This window comes from Vibrio sp. VP6, from assembly GCF_028823755.1.
GTDB classification, from domain to species: Bacteria; Pseudomonadota; Gammaproteobacteria; order Enterobacterales; family Vibrionaceae; genus Vibrio; species Vibrio parahaemolyticus.
In genome coordinates this window covers 159,565-175,513 of sequence record NZ_JAPEID010000003.1, presented here as the reverse complement: position 1 = coordinate 175,513, position 15,949 = coordinate 159,565, and the positions used below count along the sequence as shown (strand labels likewise).

At 44.0% G+C, this 15,949-nt stretch carries 14 protein-coding genes; 5 read left to right on the top strand and 9 right to left on the bottom strand.

Annotated features, from left to right (window positions below):
* Positions 1–23: 23 nt before the first annotated feature.
* The 8 genes from OU793_RS03235 to thrS all read right to left on the bottom strand — a co-directional run bounded on the left by OU793_RS03235 (position 24) and on the right by thrS (position 8,758).
* Positions 24–2,402: an RND family transporter gene (locus tag OU793_RS03235; RefSeq protein WP_180793936.1), complete on the bottom strand. Its 2,379-nt coding sequence runs from the start codon at positions 2,400–2,402 to the stop codon at positions 24–26.
* 201 nt (positions 2,403–2,603) lie between these two features.
* Positions 2,604–3,392 carry a TetR/AcrR family transcriptional regulator gene (locus OU793_RS03230; RefSeq protein WP_005462636.1) on the bottom strand — a complete coding sequence of 263 codons (789 nt, stop codon included), beginning with the start codon at positions 3,390–3,392 and terminating at the stop codon, positions 2,604–2,606.
* 323 nt (positions 3,393–3,715) lie between these two features.
* Entirely contained in the window at positions 3,716–4,525 is an 810-nt protein-coding gene (locus OU793_RS03225) for a helix-turn-helix transcriptional regulator (protein ID WP_159404138.1), read from the bottom strand.
* Positions 4,526–5,003: 478 nt separating this feature from the next.
* Positions 5,004–5,321, bottom strand: a complete 318-nt coding sequence (locus tag OU793_RS03220) for a heavy metal-binding domain-containing protein (protein ID WP_005462608.1) — start codon at positions 5,319–5,321, stop codon at positions 5,004–5,006.
* Between the two features lie 245 nt (positions 5,322–5,566).
* Positions 5,567–5,920, bottom strand: coding sequence for a 50S ribosomal protein L20 (gene rplT / locus OU793_RS03215; protein ID WP_004727974.1), 354 nt, complete (start codon positions 5,918–5,920; stop codon positions 5,567–5,569).
* A gap of 40 nt (positions 5,921–5,960) precedes the next feature.
* Positions 5,961–6,155 (bottom strand): 50S ribosomal protein L35, encoded by a 195-nt coding sequence (gene rpmI, locus OU793_RS03210; protein ID WP_005462620.1) that lies wholly within the window; start codon positions 6,153–6,155, stop codon positions 5,961–5,963.
* A 119-nt stretch (positions 6,156–6,274) separates the two neighbouring features.
* Positions 6,275–6,826: a translation initiation factor IF-3 gene (gene infC, locus OU793_RS03205; RefSeq protein ID WP_071651979.1), complete on the bottom strand. Its 552-nt coding sequence runs from the start codon at positions 6,824–6,826 to the stop codon at positions 6,275–6,277.
* A 3-nt stretch (positions 6,827–6,829) separates the two neighbouring features.
* On the bottom strand, positions 6,830–8,758 hold the full coding sequence (gene thrS, locus OU793_RS03200) for a threonine--tRNA ligase (RefSeq protein WP_005490070.1): 1,929 nt from the start codon (positions 8,756–8,758) through the stop codon (positions 6,830–6,832).
* Positions 8,759–9,062: 304 nt separating this feature from the next.
* Between thrS and OU793_RS03195 the strand changes: the two genes are divergently transcribed.
* The gene (locus OU793_RS03195) at positions 9,063–10,058 is read left to right on the top strand and encodes a DUF3187 family protein (protein WP_140103401.1); all 996 of its coding nucleotides are present in this window, start codon (positions 9,063–9,065) and stop codon (positions 10,056–10,058) included.
* Here OU793_RS03195 and OU793_RS03190 read toward each other — a convergent pair.
* A complete protein-coding gene (locus tag OU793_RS03190; protein ID WP_140103400.1) occupies positions 10,053–10,796 on the bottom strand; it encodes a sporulation protein in 744 nt (247 codons plus the stop codon). The two genes, OU793_RS03195 and OU793_RS03190, sit on opposite strands and share 6 nt — an antisense overlap.
* Positions 10,797–11,044: 248 nt before the next feature.
* Between OU793_RS03190 and hutC the strand changes: the two genes are divergently transcribed.
* From hutC to hutU, 4 genes are all read left to right on the top strand, one after another.
* Entirely contained in the window at positions 11,045–11,752 is a 708-nt protein-coding gene (gene hutC, locus OU793_RS03185; protein WP_005483583.1) for a histidine utilization repressor, read from the top strand.
* Positions 11,753–11,882: 130 nt separating this feature from the next.
* A complete protein-coding gene (gene hutI / locus OU793_RS03180; protein WP_159404139.1) occupies positions 11,883–13,133 on the top strand; it encodes an imidazolonepropionase in 1,251 nt (416 codons plus the stop codon).
* Between the two features lies 1 nt (position 13,134).
* On the top strand, positions 13,135–14,157 hold the full coding sequence (hutG, locus tag OU793_RS03175) for a formimidoylglutamase (protein WP_031821678.1): 1,023 nt from the start codon (positions 13,135–13,137) through the stop codon (positions 14,155–14,157).
* A gap of 84 nt (positions 14,158–14,241) precedes the next feature.
* Positions 14,242–15,939, top strand: coding sequence for a urocanate hydratase (gene hutU / locus OU793_RS03170; protein WP_017448639.1), 1,698 nt, complete (start codon positions 14,242–14,244; stop codon positions 15,937–15,939).
* Positions 15,940–15,949: the final 10 nt, after the last annotated feature.

The window sequence follows — 15,949 nt, the reverse complement described above, 5'->3', positions numbered from 1 at the left end:
GTTCAATTCCTTTTAATTCTGAGTTACGACTGAGTTGCAGTGATGGTGGACGACGCTTTCAAGCGCGCGTTATCAGACGGACTTTCTTGTAAGTACGCTTTTTTATCGAATAGCATTAGTAAGGTTGGGAGGAATAAGAAGTCCACAACCAAAGCGATGAAGATAACAATGGCGCTGAGCTGCCCCATATCCGCATTCAGCCTGAAGCTAGACATTGCCAATACAGAAAAACCTGCCACTAAAACCACCGTAGTGATCCACAGTGCGCGACCAACGGTATGAAACGCGTAACGAACGGCTTGCTCTGCTATTTGCCCCTCGCGGCGCGCTCTTTGATATTTGGAAAGGAAGTGAACGGCATCATCGACCACAATCCCAAGCGTCAATGTCACAACAACGGATAAGCCGAGGTTGATTTCACCCGATATCAGTGCCCACAAACCAAAGCCAATGACCGCTGGCGCAATATTGGGCATCAAACTAATTAGCCCTAATCTCACGGAGCGAAGTGCAAAAATCAGCAAGGCAGAAATTAAAACAAGCGTGATCGGTAAAGTGGACAGCATGCTCGCCATATTCGTCTCTCCAATATGGGCGAACATTAATGACGGGCTTGATGCAACCACTTGATACTGAGGGGCATGCTCTGCAAACCATTGATAGATTCTGTTTTCTAAATCGACCAGTTCCACACTGCCGAGGTTTGCCACGGTCAACACCATTTTGATCGAGGATTTATCGACATTGATTTGATTATTGAGGTCAAGGCCGTACGGCAAAGACATTTCGTAAAGCAGTAGATATTGCGCTGCGAGCTCTCGCTCTTGAGGGAGCAAGTAATACGCCTCATCATCACCATGCATGTTCTTGTTGAGACGCTTATAAACATCTGCCAATGTCGCCACATGGTCTGTTTCAGGTTGGTCTCGTAGCCAACTAGAAAACTCACCTATCGTGTTAAGAAAATCAGGAGCGGCAATACCTTGAGACTCGTTGGTTTTAATCGCAATGCTGATGTTGGTCATACCGCTGATTCGCTCTTCCATAAAATCAGCAGCCTGACGAAACTCGTTACGTTGACCAAAGTACTCTACCGATTCGTCATTCACCTTGTTAAGTGGGATAAGACTCGCGCACACGACAATGACAGCAACCGAAAGTGGCAACAAGGCTCTTCGTTGCGAAACCACAAAGTCACCTAAGCGATCCATGACATGTTTTTGGCCTTGTGACGTTTCCATTTTTACGTGGATAGGCAGCAACTTGAGCAACGCCGGCAACAAGGTAACGGAAAGAAAACAGGCGACCATAACACCTAAAGCAGACAAGTTACCGAAGTCTCGCAGGACAGGAGAATCGGACATGTTCATCATCAAGAAGCCAATCGCGGTTGTTACGGATGTAATCAGAATAGGCACGAAATTCAAAGCGATACTGCGCTCGATTGACTGCGCTTTCGTGAACCCGTTTTTCATTGATTGACGCATGGTCGCAATCACATGAACACAGTCAGCAACCGCAAGCGTCATGATCAACGTTGGAACGTTTACCGTCGCAGTGCTTAAGAACATTCCAGCCCAACCGGAAATGCCCATGGTCGCCATCACAGAACCAATGATGACAATCAGCGTCGCTATCACACTTAGAATGGAACGCAGCATGATAGTCAAAAAGACCAAAATCACAACGAGCATGGTTGGCACTAATGTCGAGCTGTCATCTTGCGCAGCAGTCATAAAAGCGTGGTTCATAGCAATAATGCCCGCTTTATGAAAAGTCACGTCAGGATACGCGCGTTGGTAGCGGTCAATCATGGCATTGATACTCGACACCACCTCCTCCACTTCTGCGGTCTTATCCATCTCGGGCAACTGGACGGTAATATTCACCACGGTGACATCGCCTTTCTCTGACACCAATGCGCTTTTTAAAACAGGTTCACTGAGTGCAATGCTTTTGACCTTGGAAATTCGTTCTGGGGTCAGTTCGTATTCACTGTATAGAAGATCTTCAACCAACAGATCATCTTCAAAGGCTTCTGTGTGTTGATAGTTAGCGATAGAGTCAACACGGCTCGAGTATGGGACTTGCCAAGCGTCGACTGTTATTTTCTGGATAAGAGACAAGGTCTGCGGGGTAAAAATGTCGCCATCTTCAGGCGCGATGACGATGGCAAGGTTGTCCGTTTTTGCGAACGTGGTTTGGATTTCATCAAACGCAAGCAGTTGCTTGTTAGTACCATCAAAGAAAATGTCGTAATCTCCTCTGAAATACAGGTTTTTACCTCCTATTGTAGCGACAATAATCAAGAAAATAGTTGCTAGTAGAACGAGCAAACTGTATTTGGTGGGTATCTTCCCCAAACCAATTCCTTGGTGTTGCTGAGCTTTACGGTGTGGCATCACACTCTCCTTTGTGACGTTTCGTCAAATTTAAAAACTAAAAAAATCAGCCAGCGCTGTTTTCTAGTTTTTACGTAACTTTTCAAATGCCTCTCTAGGTTCTTCACCTTAAGCATCATCTTTTAAGTCAAATATTGACGATTCGTCACTTTAGTGTGATAAAAAAGCCAATCATCGTTTGGATTGGCTTCTGTAACCGATTTAACGGTTCACTGTTTCTAAGTAAGCAATCTCTTCACTAAAGAGTTCCTGTTCTACTCGACGCCAGGTTTTCCGATAGTCCCACTCTGTAGAAAGTGGCGCCCAACCTAAGCCGTCTAATAACATATTCGCATTGTGCAACACAGAAAATGGGTCTTGGATTCGTTGTATACAGCGACTATTCGATGCGTTTTGCGCAAGCGCGTTAGAACCAAATGCGATAGACCAGTTAGCAAACACAATAGCATCCGCACCTATAGCAGGAGAAAACTTTAGATCTCCGCACTCTACTGCATTATTGACCAACGCATCTGCACCGGAAATCACTTCTTCTTCTAGCCGATTCAGCTCATTCAAACGTTCAGGTGATGCTTTTTCCAACACCCAAGGCGTTTTAGCTACAATCGCGCAAGTCGACAGCACTGGCTCCATTCGAGCGTAAATACGATAGCCTACATGCATCGCAATAATTTTCTCTCGAGTATTGCCATCGAAGTTTGCCGTGCGCTCGAAAAATATCGCTTCGCTTTTTAACGAATGGATACAAAGCGCAAGTATTACGTCTTCTTTGCTGCAAAAATGATTGTAGATGGTGCCCTTAGAATAAGAGCTAGCCGAGGTCAGCTTATCCATAGTGAGGTTCGCAAACCCCTGCTCTTGGACGAGTGACTTAGCCAGTTGAATAAGCTCAACTTCTCTATCCGCAATCGCTTGTTGCTTTTTGGTTAGCCCGGACGAGACACGACACCCGTCTCGCTTACCATCCTTTTTACAGCGAAAGTTAAACATAATCCTTTGATCCGTATACCCACACACTCCTGATAATTGTAACACGATTATGTAAAACAGGAACGTCACCATTTTTGACGAACCGTCATAATTGACACTTCGTCATAATAGATCAAAAAACAAACATTACAAGTATGAATTTATCCATAACGAAAAATTACAAAAATCTATAGTTTTATCATTAAAATGCAAAAACAAAGGCTAGACAAACTGATGTGCTGAAGATTTAGGCGAGAGATAGACGTTAAGCCAAGAGCTTACAAACTCGATATTTCCCAATACCTAAGATGCAAGCCATTGGCTCTGAGAGATAAGTGAATGGATTAAATTGAAAGGCTTGGTTTATCCCCTGCTGCTGCAATTGCGTAGCGAATATCGTCAATAAAACGATATTCTGTTTCTACAATTCCATCAGAGAATGTCACTGGTTGATGTGGCCCAGCAAGTAGAACGACGTTTGTGAAGTCGGAAACATTAAAGTTTTCAGCGACAACATTCTTCGAGTGAAAATCAATCACCGTTTTCGCTACTTGATCTTCAAGCTCCAGCAACTGTTCTTCCGTAATTTTCATTCGCGCCAAAGCAACACGAACGCATTTATCATGTGTCGTTGTTTGCTCTTTGATTATCTCGGTGTACTTATCGTTTAACTTCGAGTTTTCTGCGTAGCTGTAGTACAGCGGGCCGTGCAACGTAATACTTTTGTTTTCATCTACGTAAACAAGGTCTAGCAACTCTAGTGCACCCAGATAATCAGACATGCTTTGCTCTGATAAGTCGTATTTCTTCTTTAAAATTGTGTATCCATCTTTTCCGCGCAACATCCTCAGTTCACGATAAAAATCGTAAAGATGTGGGAACTGAAAAAACACTTCGTCTTGTGTTCGACTAAAATAATCTTCATCTTCACCTTGCAACTGATTGGCTAACTTTTGCAATTCATCCAATGTACAGTCAATCGCACGACAGTATTCAAGCAGTTTATCTAACGCGAGGTTGGTACTGGTTAAATGTCTCTTAAAAGTGGACAGTGGCATGCCCATTTTTTCAGATAGCTCTCGATATGTTAGCCCCTTTGTTTTAATCGCTTGTCGTAAAGCGGCTAGCAAATATTCGGGAGTCAGATCTCTCATCTACTATTCCTTTTGGCAATGTTACAGCTTTATAGTATTTGTAACAATTTAGAGCTTATTAGCAAGCTATAAGTTCATATTTTTATAATAAATTCTTGAATTAATATACCAACAACACCATTCAACACGCAAATGACATAACTCAAAAGACATTGAACTTGGTTATATATATCTAAGTCATTTAATAATAAAAGAAATAAAATCAGTTTACCTGATCGCAATTTGTATGGCTTAGATAATTAAAGCAAGAAGATAACACCAGATCACATAACTAGTTTTAGAATATTTACCCTACTTAAATCAAGCCAAGTAAATGAATAAAAATTCACAATCACAAAAAAGATATACCAATAAAGCCATAGGATTAGAGTATGAGTTTTTTAACATTTTGGAGTGAAGCCATGGCTTACTCAAACCACTTCAGGGAGAGTCTAAAGAAGGCGAAGAACCGATGTTGCCTCGCCAATCAAAAGCAATTCTATTCCACGAGCTTTACAGCGGTACCAAAAGCAAGGATTTCAGATGAACCATCGACAATTGAGCTTGTAGTAAAGCGAATTCCTACAATCGCATCAGCGCCTTTCTGGTTCGCTTGCTCGACCATACGTTGAATAGCAATGTCACGTGCTTCGGTCATCATTTCGGTGTATCCGCGGATCTCTCCACCAACAATGCTTTTTAGACCAGCCATTAGGTCTCTGCCGATATGCTTAGATTGAACAACGTTGCCCGTCACCACTCCTCTAACTTCTGCTATTTCCTTGCCTGGAATCGTATCTGTTGTTGTGTAAATCATGTCGTGCCCTTAATACTATGAAGTAAATACAGTACGTTACCACCAAGCCTTTAAATATGAAATCAGGATAGTGTTAGTAAGTTATATAGAAGTGGCTGTGCGTGAGTACCTTTATTGAAAGTATTCAATGTGAGAGGAGTGTAACCAGAAGTGATGCAAACAAGTAAGAAAACACACAGAAGAGAAATTACAGATAATAAAAAAGGAGAGCAAATGCTCTCCTTTCCTTAAACCTAAACTGCTAATTAAAGAGCAGCTTTCGCTTTTTCAACTAGAACTGCAAATGCAGCTTTGTCGAATACTGCGATGTCCGCAAGGATCTTACGGTCGATCTCGATAGATGCTTTCTTAAGACCGTTGATGAAACGGCTGTAAGATAGACCATTTTGACGAGATGCCGCGTTGATACGTGCAATCCATAGTTGACGGAATTGACGTTTCTTAGCGCGACGGTCACGGTAAGCGTATTGACCAGCTTTAGTAACTGCTTGGAAAGCTACGCGGTAAACACGTGAACGTGCACCGTAGTAACCTTTAGCTTGTTTTAGAACTTTCTTATGACGTGCACGAGCTTGTACACCACGTTTTACGCGAGGCATTATGCTTCTCCTAAACTAAACGATTGATAACTAAAAAGAATTAAGCGTATGGCAACATACGGATTACTGCAGCCACTTCACAACGTGGAAGGATTGCATTTGGACGTAGTTGACGCTTGTTCTTAGTAGTACGCTTAGTCAGGATGTGACGTTTAGTAGCGTGCTTGTACTTAATACCACCAGCAGTTTTCTTAAAACGCTTAGCAGCACCTTTGTTGGTTTTCATCTTAGGCATGATGAATAACTCCGCATTGAGTAGTTTAATAAACAATGTAATTAGGGCGAACAAAACCCATCCGTTGCCTTTTATTCAAAGGGAAACGGCTGGGTTTCAATTACTTTATGAGCCGTTAATTACTTCTTTTTAGGGGCTAGCACCATGATCATCTGACGACCTTCAATACGGCTAGGGAAAGCTTCTACTACAGCAATTTCTGCAGTGTCTTCTTTCAAGCGGTTTAGAACGTCGACACCGATGTCTTGGTGTGCCATCTCTCGGCCACGGAAGCGAATTGTTACCTTCACTTTGTTGCCTTCTTCAAGGAAACGCGTCAGGTTGCGTAGTTTTACCTGATAGTCTCCAATATCAGTTCCAGGACGGAATTTTACTTCCTTGATCTGGACCTGCTTTTGCTTCTTCTTCTGCTCTTTAGCAGATTTGCTCTTCTCGAAGAGGAACTTACCATAGTCCATCACACGACAAACTGGTGGCTCGGCGTTAGGGCTGATCTCAACGAGATCCATACCAGCTTCTTCAGCAGCTGCAATGGCTTCTTGAATCGATACAACACCAACTGATTCACCGTCAGCGCCTGTTAGTCGAACTTCACGAATACCACGAATTTCACCGTTGATACGGTGCGGGTTTTGTTTTACCGGCTGTTGGCCACGTCTTCCGCCTTTAATAGCTTATTCCTCCAGATTGAGCTTACGGCTAGAGATCTCGTCTTGGATGTATGCGATGAAGTCATCCACTTTAAATTTACCAAGATCTTTGCCTTTACGAGTACGTACTGCAATTTCGCCAGCTTCCATTTCTTGGTCACCAACAACAAGCATATACGGTACACGCTTCAAAGTATGTTCGCGGATTTTAAAGCCAATCTTCTCATTTCTCAAGTCCGCTTTAGCTCTAATTCCACTTTTTTGTAGTTTTTGTACGATTTCTTGAACATAACCTGACTGTTTATCAGTAATGTTCATAAGAACTGCTTGTTCTGGCGCCAACCAAGTTGGGAAGAAACCAGCATATTCTTCGATAAGGATACCGATGAAACGTTCTAGAGAACCTAGAATTGCACGGTGAATCATTACCGGAACAAGACGTTCGTTGTTTTCACCTACGTAAGTTGCACCTAGGCGACCTGGTAGGTTGAAGTCTAGCTGAACTGTACCACATTGCCATGCACGGTCTAGACAGTCATATAGCGTAAACTCGATCTTAGGACCGTAGAATGCACCCTCGCCTTCTTGAATCTCGTATGGAATTTCCATTGATTCTAGAGACTGTTTCAATGCTTCTTCAGATTGATCCCAGATTTCGTCTGAACCTACACGTTTTTCTGGACGAGTAGACAGTTTCACTACGATATTGTCAAAACCAAATGTTTGGTACGTATCGTAAACCATCTTAATACAGCTTGTTACTTCCTCTTGGATTTGACTCTCAGTACAGAAGATGTGAGCGTCATCCTGAGTAAAGCCACGTACACGCATAATGCCGTGTAGTGCGCCAGAAGGTTCGTTACGGTGACATGAGCCAAACTCTGCCATACGTAGCGGAAGATCACGGTACGATTTCAGACCTTGGTTAAAGATCTGAACGTGACCAGGACAGTTCATTGGTTTAATCGCGTATTCACGGTTCTCAGAAGAAGTCGTGAACATCGCGTCTGCGTATTTATCCCAGTGACCAGAACGTTCCCAAAGAACGCGGTCCATCATTAGTGGACCTTTCACTTCTTGGTAATCGTATTCGTTTAGTTTGTCACGAACGAACACTTCTAGATCACGGAAGATAGACCAACCATTGTGATGCCAGAACACCATACCCGGTGCTTCTTGTTGCATGTGGAATAGGTCTAATTGCTTACCGATTTTACGGTGGTCACGCTTCGCCGCTTCTTCTAGACGAGTTAGGTGCGCTTTCAGTGCTTTCTTATCGTGGAAAGCAGTACCGTAGATACGTTGAAGCATTTTGTTGTCGCTGTTACCACGCCAGTAAGCGCCTGCAACATTCAATAAAGTGAAGTGTTGACAGAAGCCCATGTTAGGAACGTGAGGACCACGACACATGTCAATGTATTCTTCATGGTGGTATAGGCCCGGACGATCATCGCGAGATACGTTTTCGTCTAGGATTTCCACTTTGTACGGTTCACCACGTGATTCAAATGTATCACGTGCTTCCTGCCAGCTTACTTTTTTCTTAACAACTTCGTACTTGGTTTTCGCAAGTTCTTTCATACGCTTTTCGATCTTTTCAAGATCTTCTTGCGTTAGAGACTCGTCTAGGTCGATGTCGTAGTAGAAGCCATTGTCGATGGTAGGACCAATCGCCATTTTAGCTTGTGGGTATAGCTGTTTTAGAGCGTGACCAAGAAGGTGAGCACAAGAGTGACGAACGATTTCTAGACCGTCAACTTCATCTTTTACTGTGATGATTTCTAGGCTTGCGTCTTCTTCAATTAGATCACACGCATCAACGCGGTTACCGTTAACACGACCAGCAATCGTTGCTTTTGCAAGACCGGGACCGATCGATTGCGCAACTTCCATTGTAGATACTGGGTTGTCAAATTGACGCTGACTGCCGTCAGGAAGAGTAATAATAGGCATGCTATGTCCTTTACAGTGGTGTTGCATACCAAGCAACACATGTTATTCAAATTTAGAAGCTATTTGTTGATAAATAGTTGAGAAGCGATAGAGGTCGCTCAGTAACACGAATACCGGACCGCTATCGGAAGAGCGATTGTACCTAGCTCACATTTAGATTGCAAAGCGCGATTTCAGTTTGTCATTGAAAGTTCACTACTAAATAAGCTACTCGGCGAAAAACACCATTGGTATAATAGCCAGCACGAAACAATGAGTGGCACTATAGTTAATTTATTGAGTAATCTATATTTAGGTATTCATCATGAAGAAAAATCGATGGCAACCTACAATATTGGCTTTTGCTTTTTGGTTGCCTGCTTCCACTTTTGCCTCTAACGACCTTTACGGACCACTTCGATCTTACGCTCAATCGCCAATGCAAGTGGTCAGTCATACCAACCATCTCCGCTCTGGGTTTAGCTTGCCTTCAGAGTACAGAGAAGCTTATGGCTCGGCGACAATAGCGAGTGTTTGGGCTCATACTAACGAATACGCTTTGGATTATTACCACAACCAATTAGAAATTGGAGCTAAGTGGCAAGTCAGTTCTCAATGGCAATGGGAACTGAATTATCGCTGGGTATTTGCTGCAGATAATCATCTGGATGGCTTAACAGAAAGCTTTCATGACCTATTTGGAATTGGACAAAACGGGCGAGATAAAGTTGATAACAACCGCTTTTACATCTCAATGCCGCAATATGATGTGTTGGAAGACGGCTTCGAAGGCCAAACCATCGCGAACAACCTCTCGACGTATGTTCAATACCAAATATTGCAAAATGAACGTCATGGTCTTTCGCTAGGAGGAAGCCTCTATTATAACAAAGTCGCGCACGGTACCTTTAAAGGCAGTAACTTTGAGCAAGGCGTGCAACTCAATTACTCTTATCTGTACGGAGCACACGCTTTCTATTCAATGTTCGGGATGACTTTTCGTTCTGACGATCGTGCTCTTCTCGATTTACCTTACCGCCACAACACCGCTGCAATGGCGGGTGGATATCGTTATGCACCTTGGGAAAACCACCACTTTATTGTTGAATACCACTGGTATCAAGGTTCCACTGAGGGGCCAGCAGAATTTGCCGATGCGTCAAATGAAATTGTGATGGGATATCGCTATCTCATGGGCAACTCCGCCCTTGAAATCATGGCGATAGAGAATGCAAGAAATATGGATAACAGTACCGATATCGCATTCACGATTGGATATCGGTACCTGCTTTCATCTAACTCGGAAAGCGAGTTTTTATAGACTCAATGTTGGTGCCACTGCGGCTGCCACTTGCGCATCAGTGGCATTGATTGGCAATGTGAATGAGCGATACTGATCACCTGAGAAGCTCAAAGAACGGTCAATTTCAGCCAAACAGTGCATCACCTGCCCTTCCAAAATGAAAGACAGCTCAATTTCCTTTGAAGACACAAACCCGCTATTGCGAAACTCAAGCTCTTGATAGATACCAGAACGGGAGGCAAAAGAGTCGCCGCGCAAGAAGCCTTTTTCGACATCTGCTTTCACCATCGTAAAACCAGCTTGTTCAATCGCTCGAATAACGCGAGATGCCACTGGTAGTGGTTTCACTTCAATGTAATCGCGATCTCGTGGGTCGATGGCAAAATCAATATCCAGAGTGGTTTCGACCCAAACATTGCACTGGTTCTTCAATGCGCTAACCGCAGTGATAGGTGTTTCATCATGCAGTTTTAGCTCGAAAGGCACTTGTTTTTCTTCATTCGGTTGAATCACAAACGGGTCAACCGCCTTGAGCTGGTCGATAGTGAAGGTTTGATAACTTACGCTATCGTCCACTTCAACTTTCATTTCTGTGTTCAATTTAATGGTGATGGCGTCGATCTGCTGTTCAACATCCCCACCTTTGATATGAACATGTCCCTTCAGCGTCGCACCTTGAAACACGCTCATTTCATCCAAAATAGTATCCACTTTTGCAGATCCAATACCCAACGATGCTTTTAATTTCTTAAACATGCCTTTCCTTTTTTGCGACTGTTTTTATTAGTTGTGCTTTGTTTACACAATTGCCTTATAAGCTGCAAGCAATAGACCGCAAGAATACGGCTTGATTCCACTATCGATTCAAAAAATATCAAATCAGCCAAATCATTCAGCAAGCAAATGCCCGTTATTTGTCTCTAAATGTCGTATTTGTCGATAACTATTTGCAATTTGTACTTAAATTGAGCAGTATTTGTATAGTCAATTTAAAAGGTATCATTATGTCTGCGCCACTCTACATGCAAATCAAACAATTTATCCTCGATAAAATTGATTCCGGAGATTGGATGGTCGGACAGCGCATTGCGACTGAAATCGAGCTGACTGAACAGTTTGGTGTAAGCCGAATGACAGTAAACAAAGCGATACGAGATTTGGTGAATGAAGGGAAGCTACAACGTCGCCCAAGGTTGGGAACGTTCGTTTGTGACCCTAGTGAGAAATCAGAATCCCCATTACTAGATATTCGCAATATAGCGGAAGAAGTCAGTGACCGAGGACGCCAATACAGCAGTAAAGTAGTTCAACAAGTCGCGATAAAAGCGGACGATAGCATCGCAATAAAACTAGGAGTAATGCTTGGTACAACGGTGTTTTACAGTGAGATCATTCACTATGAAGACAGCACACCTATTCAGTTAGAACTGCGTTGGGTAAACAGCCAATACGCCCCGAGTTATCTTAGCCAAGACTTCACCCAAATTACTCCTAATCAATACCTATCTAATAACTGTCCGTTGAGTGCGATTGAACACACGGTTGAAGCCATTGTTCCCGATAATCGCATCAAACTGGATTTGAAAATGCAGGCCAATGAACCTTGTCTTCTTCTTAATCGTAGAACATGGAGCCAAGACAAATTGGTCAGTACAGCTCTACTCTACCACCCAGGTAATAAGTACAAGCTGAGCTCTAAAGTTCTGCTCTAGGTGCATATAAACAGCCTTTCCCACTACGTTTTGATCACATTTTAGCAACATCACGCTTGTCACCGCATTCTTTTTGACTTATTTATTTGTATATACATTTAAAGATACAAATCAAAGTAGGAATGAGAGAATGGATTTGCTGATTGAGAATGCCCGACTAGTTAGCATGGAACGTGGTGAAGCAGGTTACTTACCAACGCCGCCAGCCCGTGTTGGTATTCAAGCTGGTAAAATCGCGGCTATCAGTGCTCATCCAGTTGGAAGTGACACCCCTCAAATAGAAGCGCTTCTGTCTCCTCAGCACTATTCGCAAACTATCGACCTACAAGGTCAACTTCTGACGCCGGGACTCATTGATTGCCACACCCACTTAATTTACGCGGGGAATCGCGCGAATGAATTTGAGATGCGCTTAAACGGCGTGCCTTATCAGGAAATAGCGAAGCAAGGTGGCGGTATCCTTTCCAGCGTAAAGGCCACTCGAGCAGCTACTGAAGAGCAATTAATTGAGCTCGCGTTGCCTCGTTTAGATGGCTTGTTAGCAAGTGGGGTTACGTCGGTTGAAGTAAAATCAGGCTACGGCTTGACGCTCAAAGACGAACTAAAAATGCTGCGTGCTGCAAAAGCCTTAGAACAAGAGCGTAAAGTCAAAATCACAACTACCCTTCTTGCCGCTCATGCTTTACCGCCTGAATTTGAAGCTCGCGCAGACGATTACATCGAACATATTTGTCAGGAAATCATCCCAATCGTCGCAGAGGAAAACTTGGCTACCAGTGTGGATGTGTTTTGTGAGTCTATCGGTTTTAATTTGGATCAAACCGAAAAAGTATTTGCGACAGCGAAACAATATGGCTTACACGTAAAAGGCCACACAGAGCAGCTATCGAACCTTGGTGGCACTGAATTGACTGCACGATACAAAGGCCTTTCGGCTGACCATATCGAATATCTCGATGAAGACGGTGTGATCGCCCTTTCGAAATCCGATACCGTAGCCACACTACTACCCGGTGCTTTTTACTTTTTGAGAGAAACTCAGTTACCACCGATTGAGCTACTAAGGAAGTACCACGTGCCAATGGCCATCGCCACCGATGTAAACCCAGGTACATCTCCCTTTTCCGACCTGACTCTAATGATGAATATGGCATGCACCCTATTTCGTCTCACGCCACAAGAAGCATTGCGCGGCGTAACGCAACATGCTGCACAAGCACTTGGCTACACCAACTCACGAGGAGTGATAAAAACAGGTTTCGATGCGGACTTTGCTATCTGGGATATCGAACACCCAGCAGATTTAAGTTACCAAGTCGGAGCAAAACGTCTCGTAGGTCGTATAGTAAATGGTGAATATGTTTCACACGGAGGCTTTTAATATGTCTCAGTCAGATTTACACCAGCAAAAATTTCACTGGCAAGGCCGTCATGATGCTGAAGATGGCAAATTGGGTCAACGCATTCACCACGTCGTTAAACATCAAAAAACAAGCGAACTAGAAAAAGCCTCTCAAGGCGTATCCATTCTGGGTTTTGCTACCGACGCAGGCGTTGCGAGAAACAAAGGCCGAATTGGAGCAAAAAAAGCACCAGATTTGATTCGTAGAGCGCTAGCGAATCTCGCTTGGCATAAAGATGCCCCGCTTTATGATCTTGGGACTGTCGTTTGCGATGATGACTTGTTAGAAGAAAGCCAATCACGCTGTGCAAACCTCATTTCAGAAGCGCTACCTCACACGCCAACTATCGTTTTGGGGGGCGGACACGAAATTGCGTGGGCATCGTTTTCTGGTCTAGCGGAATATTTCAAAACGCATCATCCAGAAAAAAAGCCAAAAATTGGCATCATTAACTTCGATGCGCACTTCGATTTGCGTGCGTTCGAAAGTTCATTAGCGGATGTAAAACCAAGCTCAGGTACACCATTCAACCAAATTCATCATTTTTGTCAGCGTAATAATTGGGCTTTCCATTACGCCTGTTTGGGGGTGAGTCGCAGCAGCAACACGCAAGCTTTGTTCCAAAAAGCAGACGAGCTGAACGTATGGTATGTAGAAGATAGTCAACTCAATTACTTGAATCACAGCTACCACCTAACCCAACTGCAACACTTTATCGACGATTGTGACTATCTCTATCTCACCATTGATTTGGATGTATTCCCAGCAGCAACCGCGCCAGGCGTAAGTGCTCCTGCGGCTAGAGGTGTAAGTTACGACACAATCGCACCTTTTTTAGAACGAATTCTTCACTACAAAAACAAGCTTATGTTAGCCGATATCGCAGAGTACAACCCGAATTACGATGTCGATAGTCAAACCGCTCGCTTAGCTGCCCGTTTGTGTTGGGACATCGCCAACGCCATGGCGGAGAAAGAACATAAACCTCAACCTATTAAATAACCATCACTTTGAAATCTAAGTGAATTTTGAATAAAAAGACCAAGCAAGCACTTGGTCATCACGAGAAACTAAAGGAGTCTGAAAATGACACAGCGCCAGGGACAAGATCCACGACTTGATACAAGCAGAACAATTCGTGCACCTCACGGAAATAAACTGCGCGCAAAATCTTGGCTTACAGAAGCCCCACTTCGTATGCTGATGAACAACCTAGATCCTGATGTGGCAGAACATCCACATTCATTAGTGGTATACGGCGGCATTGGTCGCGCAGCACGAAACTGGGAATGTTACGACAAGATTGTAGAAGTACTGGAAAGACTCGAAGATGACCAAACGCTTTTAGTGCAATCAGGTAAACCTGTGGGTGTTTTCCCAACCCACAAAAACGCACCGCGTGTGCTCATTGCTAACTCAAACTTGGTTCCGCATTGGGCAAACTGGGAACACTTCAACGAGCTTGATAAGCAAGGTTTGATGATGTACGGCCAAATGACCGCGGGTAGCTGGATTTATATCGGTTCACAAGGCATCGTACAAGGCACTTACGAAACCTTCGTGTCAGTTGCGAAAAAGCACTTTAACGGCGATGCAAAAGGTCGTTGGGTTCTAACTGGTGGTCTTGGTGGCATGGGTGGCGCTCAACCACTTGCGGGCACCATGGCAGGTTTTTCAATGATTGCCGTTGAGTGTGACGAATCACGTATCGATTACCGTCTGCGTACTGGTTATGTTGACCAAAAAGCGACTTCCCTAGACGAAGCACTCGCAATCATCACCGAATCGGACACGCCAGTATCTGTAGGTCTTCTAGGTAACGCGGCCGACGTTTTCTCTGAGCTTGTTGAGCGCAATATCACACCAGATGTAGTTACTGACCAAACCTCTGCGCACGACCCATTAAATGGTTACCTACCACAAGGTTGGAGCATGTCTCACGCAGCAGAAATGCGTCTGCAAGATGAAGCCGCTGTTGTAAAAGCAGCGAAGAAATCCATGGCAGTACAAGTGCAAGCGATGCTTGATCTGCAAAGCCGTGGCGCGGCGACACTCGATTACGGTAACAACATTCGTCAGATGGCACTGGAAGAAGGCGTAGAAAATGCGTTTGATTTCCCAGGTTTCGTTCCTGCTTATATTCGTCCTTTATTCTGTGAAGGCATTGGGCCTTTCCGTTGGGCAGCTCTATCAGGTGATCCAGAAGACATTTACAAAACCGACCAAAAAGTAAAAGAGTTGATTCCTGACAACCCACATCTGCATAACTGGTTAGATATGGCGCGTGAGCGTATTCAGTTCCAAGGTCTTCCGGCTCGTATTTGTTGGGTAGGTTTGAAAGATCGTGAGCGCCTTGGTCAAGCGTTCAACGAAATGGTGAAAAATGGTGAGCTGAAAGCTCCTATCGTTATTGGTCGCGACCACTTAGATTCAGGCTCTGTAGCAAGCCCGAACCGAGAAACAGAAGGCATGATGGACGGATCTGACGCAGTATCAGACTGGCCACTATTAAACGCATTATTGAACACTGCTGGCGGCGCAACATGGGTATCACTTCATCATGGTGGTGGCGTAGGTATGGGCTTCTCCCAACACTCGGGTATGGTCATTTGTTGTGACGGTAGTGACGATGCTGCTCAACGCATTGCTCGCGTACTGCATAACGACCCTGCAACGGGTGTAATGCGTCATGCTGATGCAGGATATGATATCGCCAAACAATGTGCAGCCGAGCAAGGACTGGATTTACCAATGCTCAACGAAGAACTGAAGAAGCTCAAGTAAGGATGGAAGA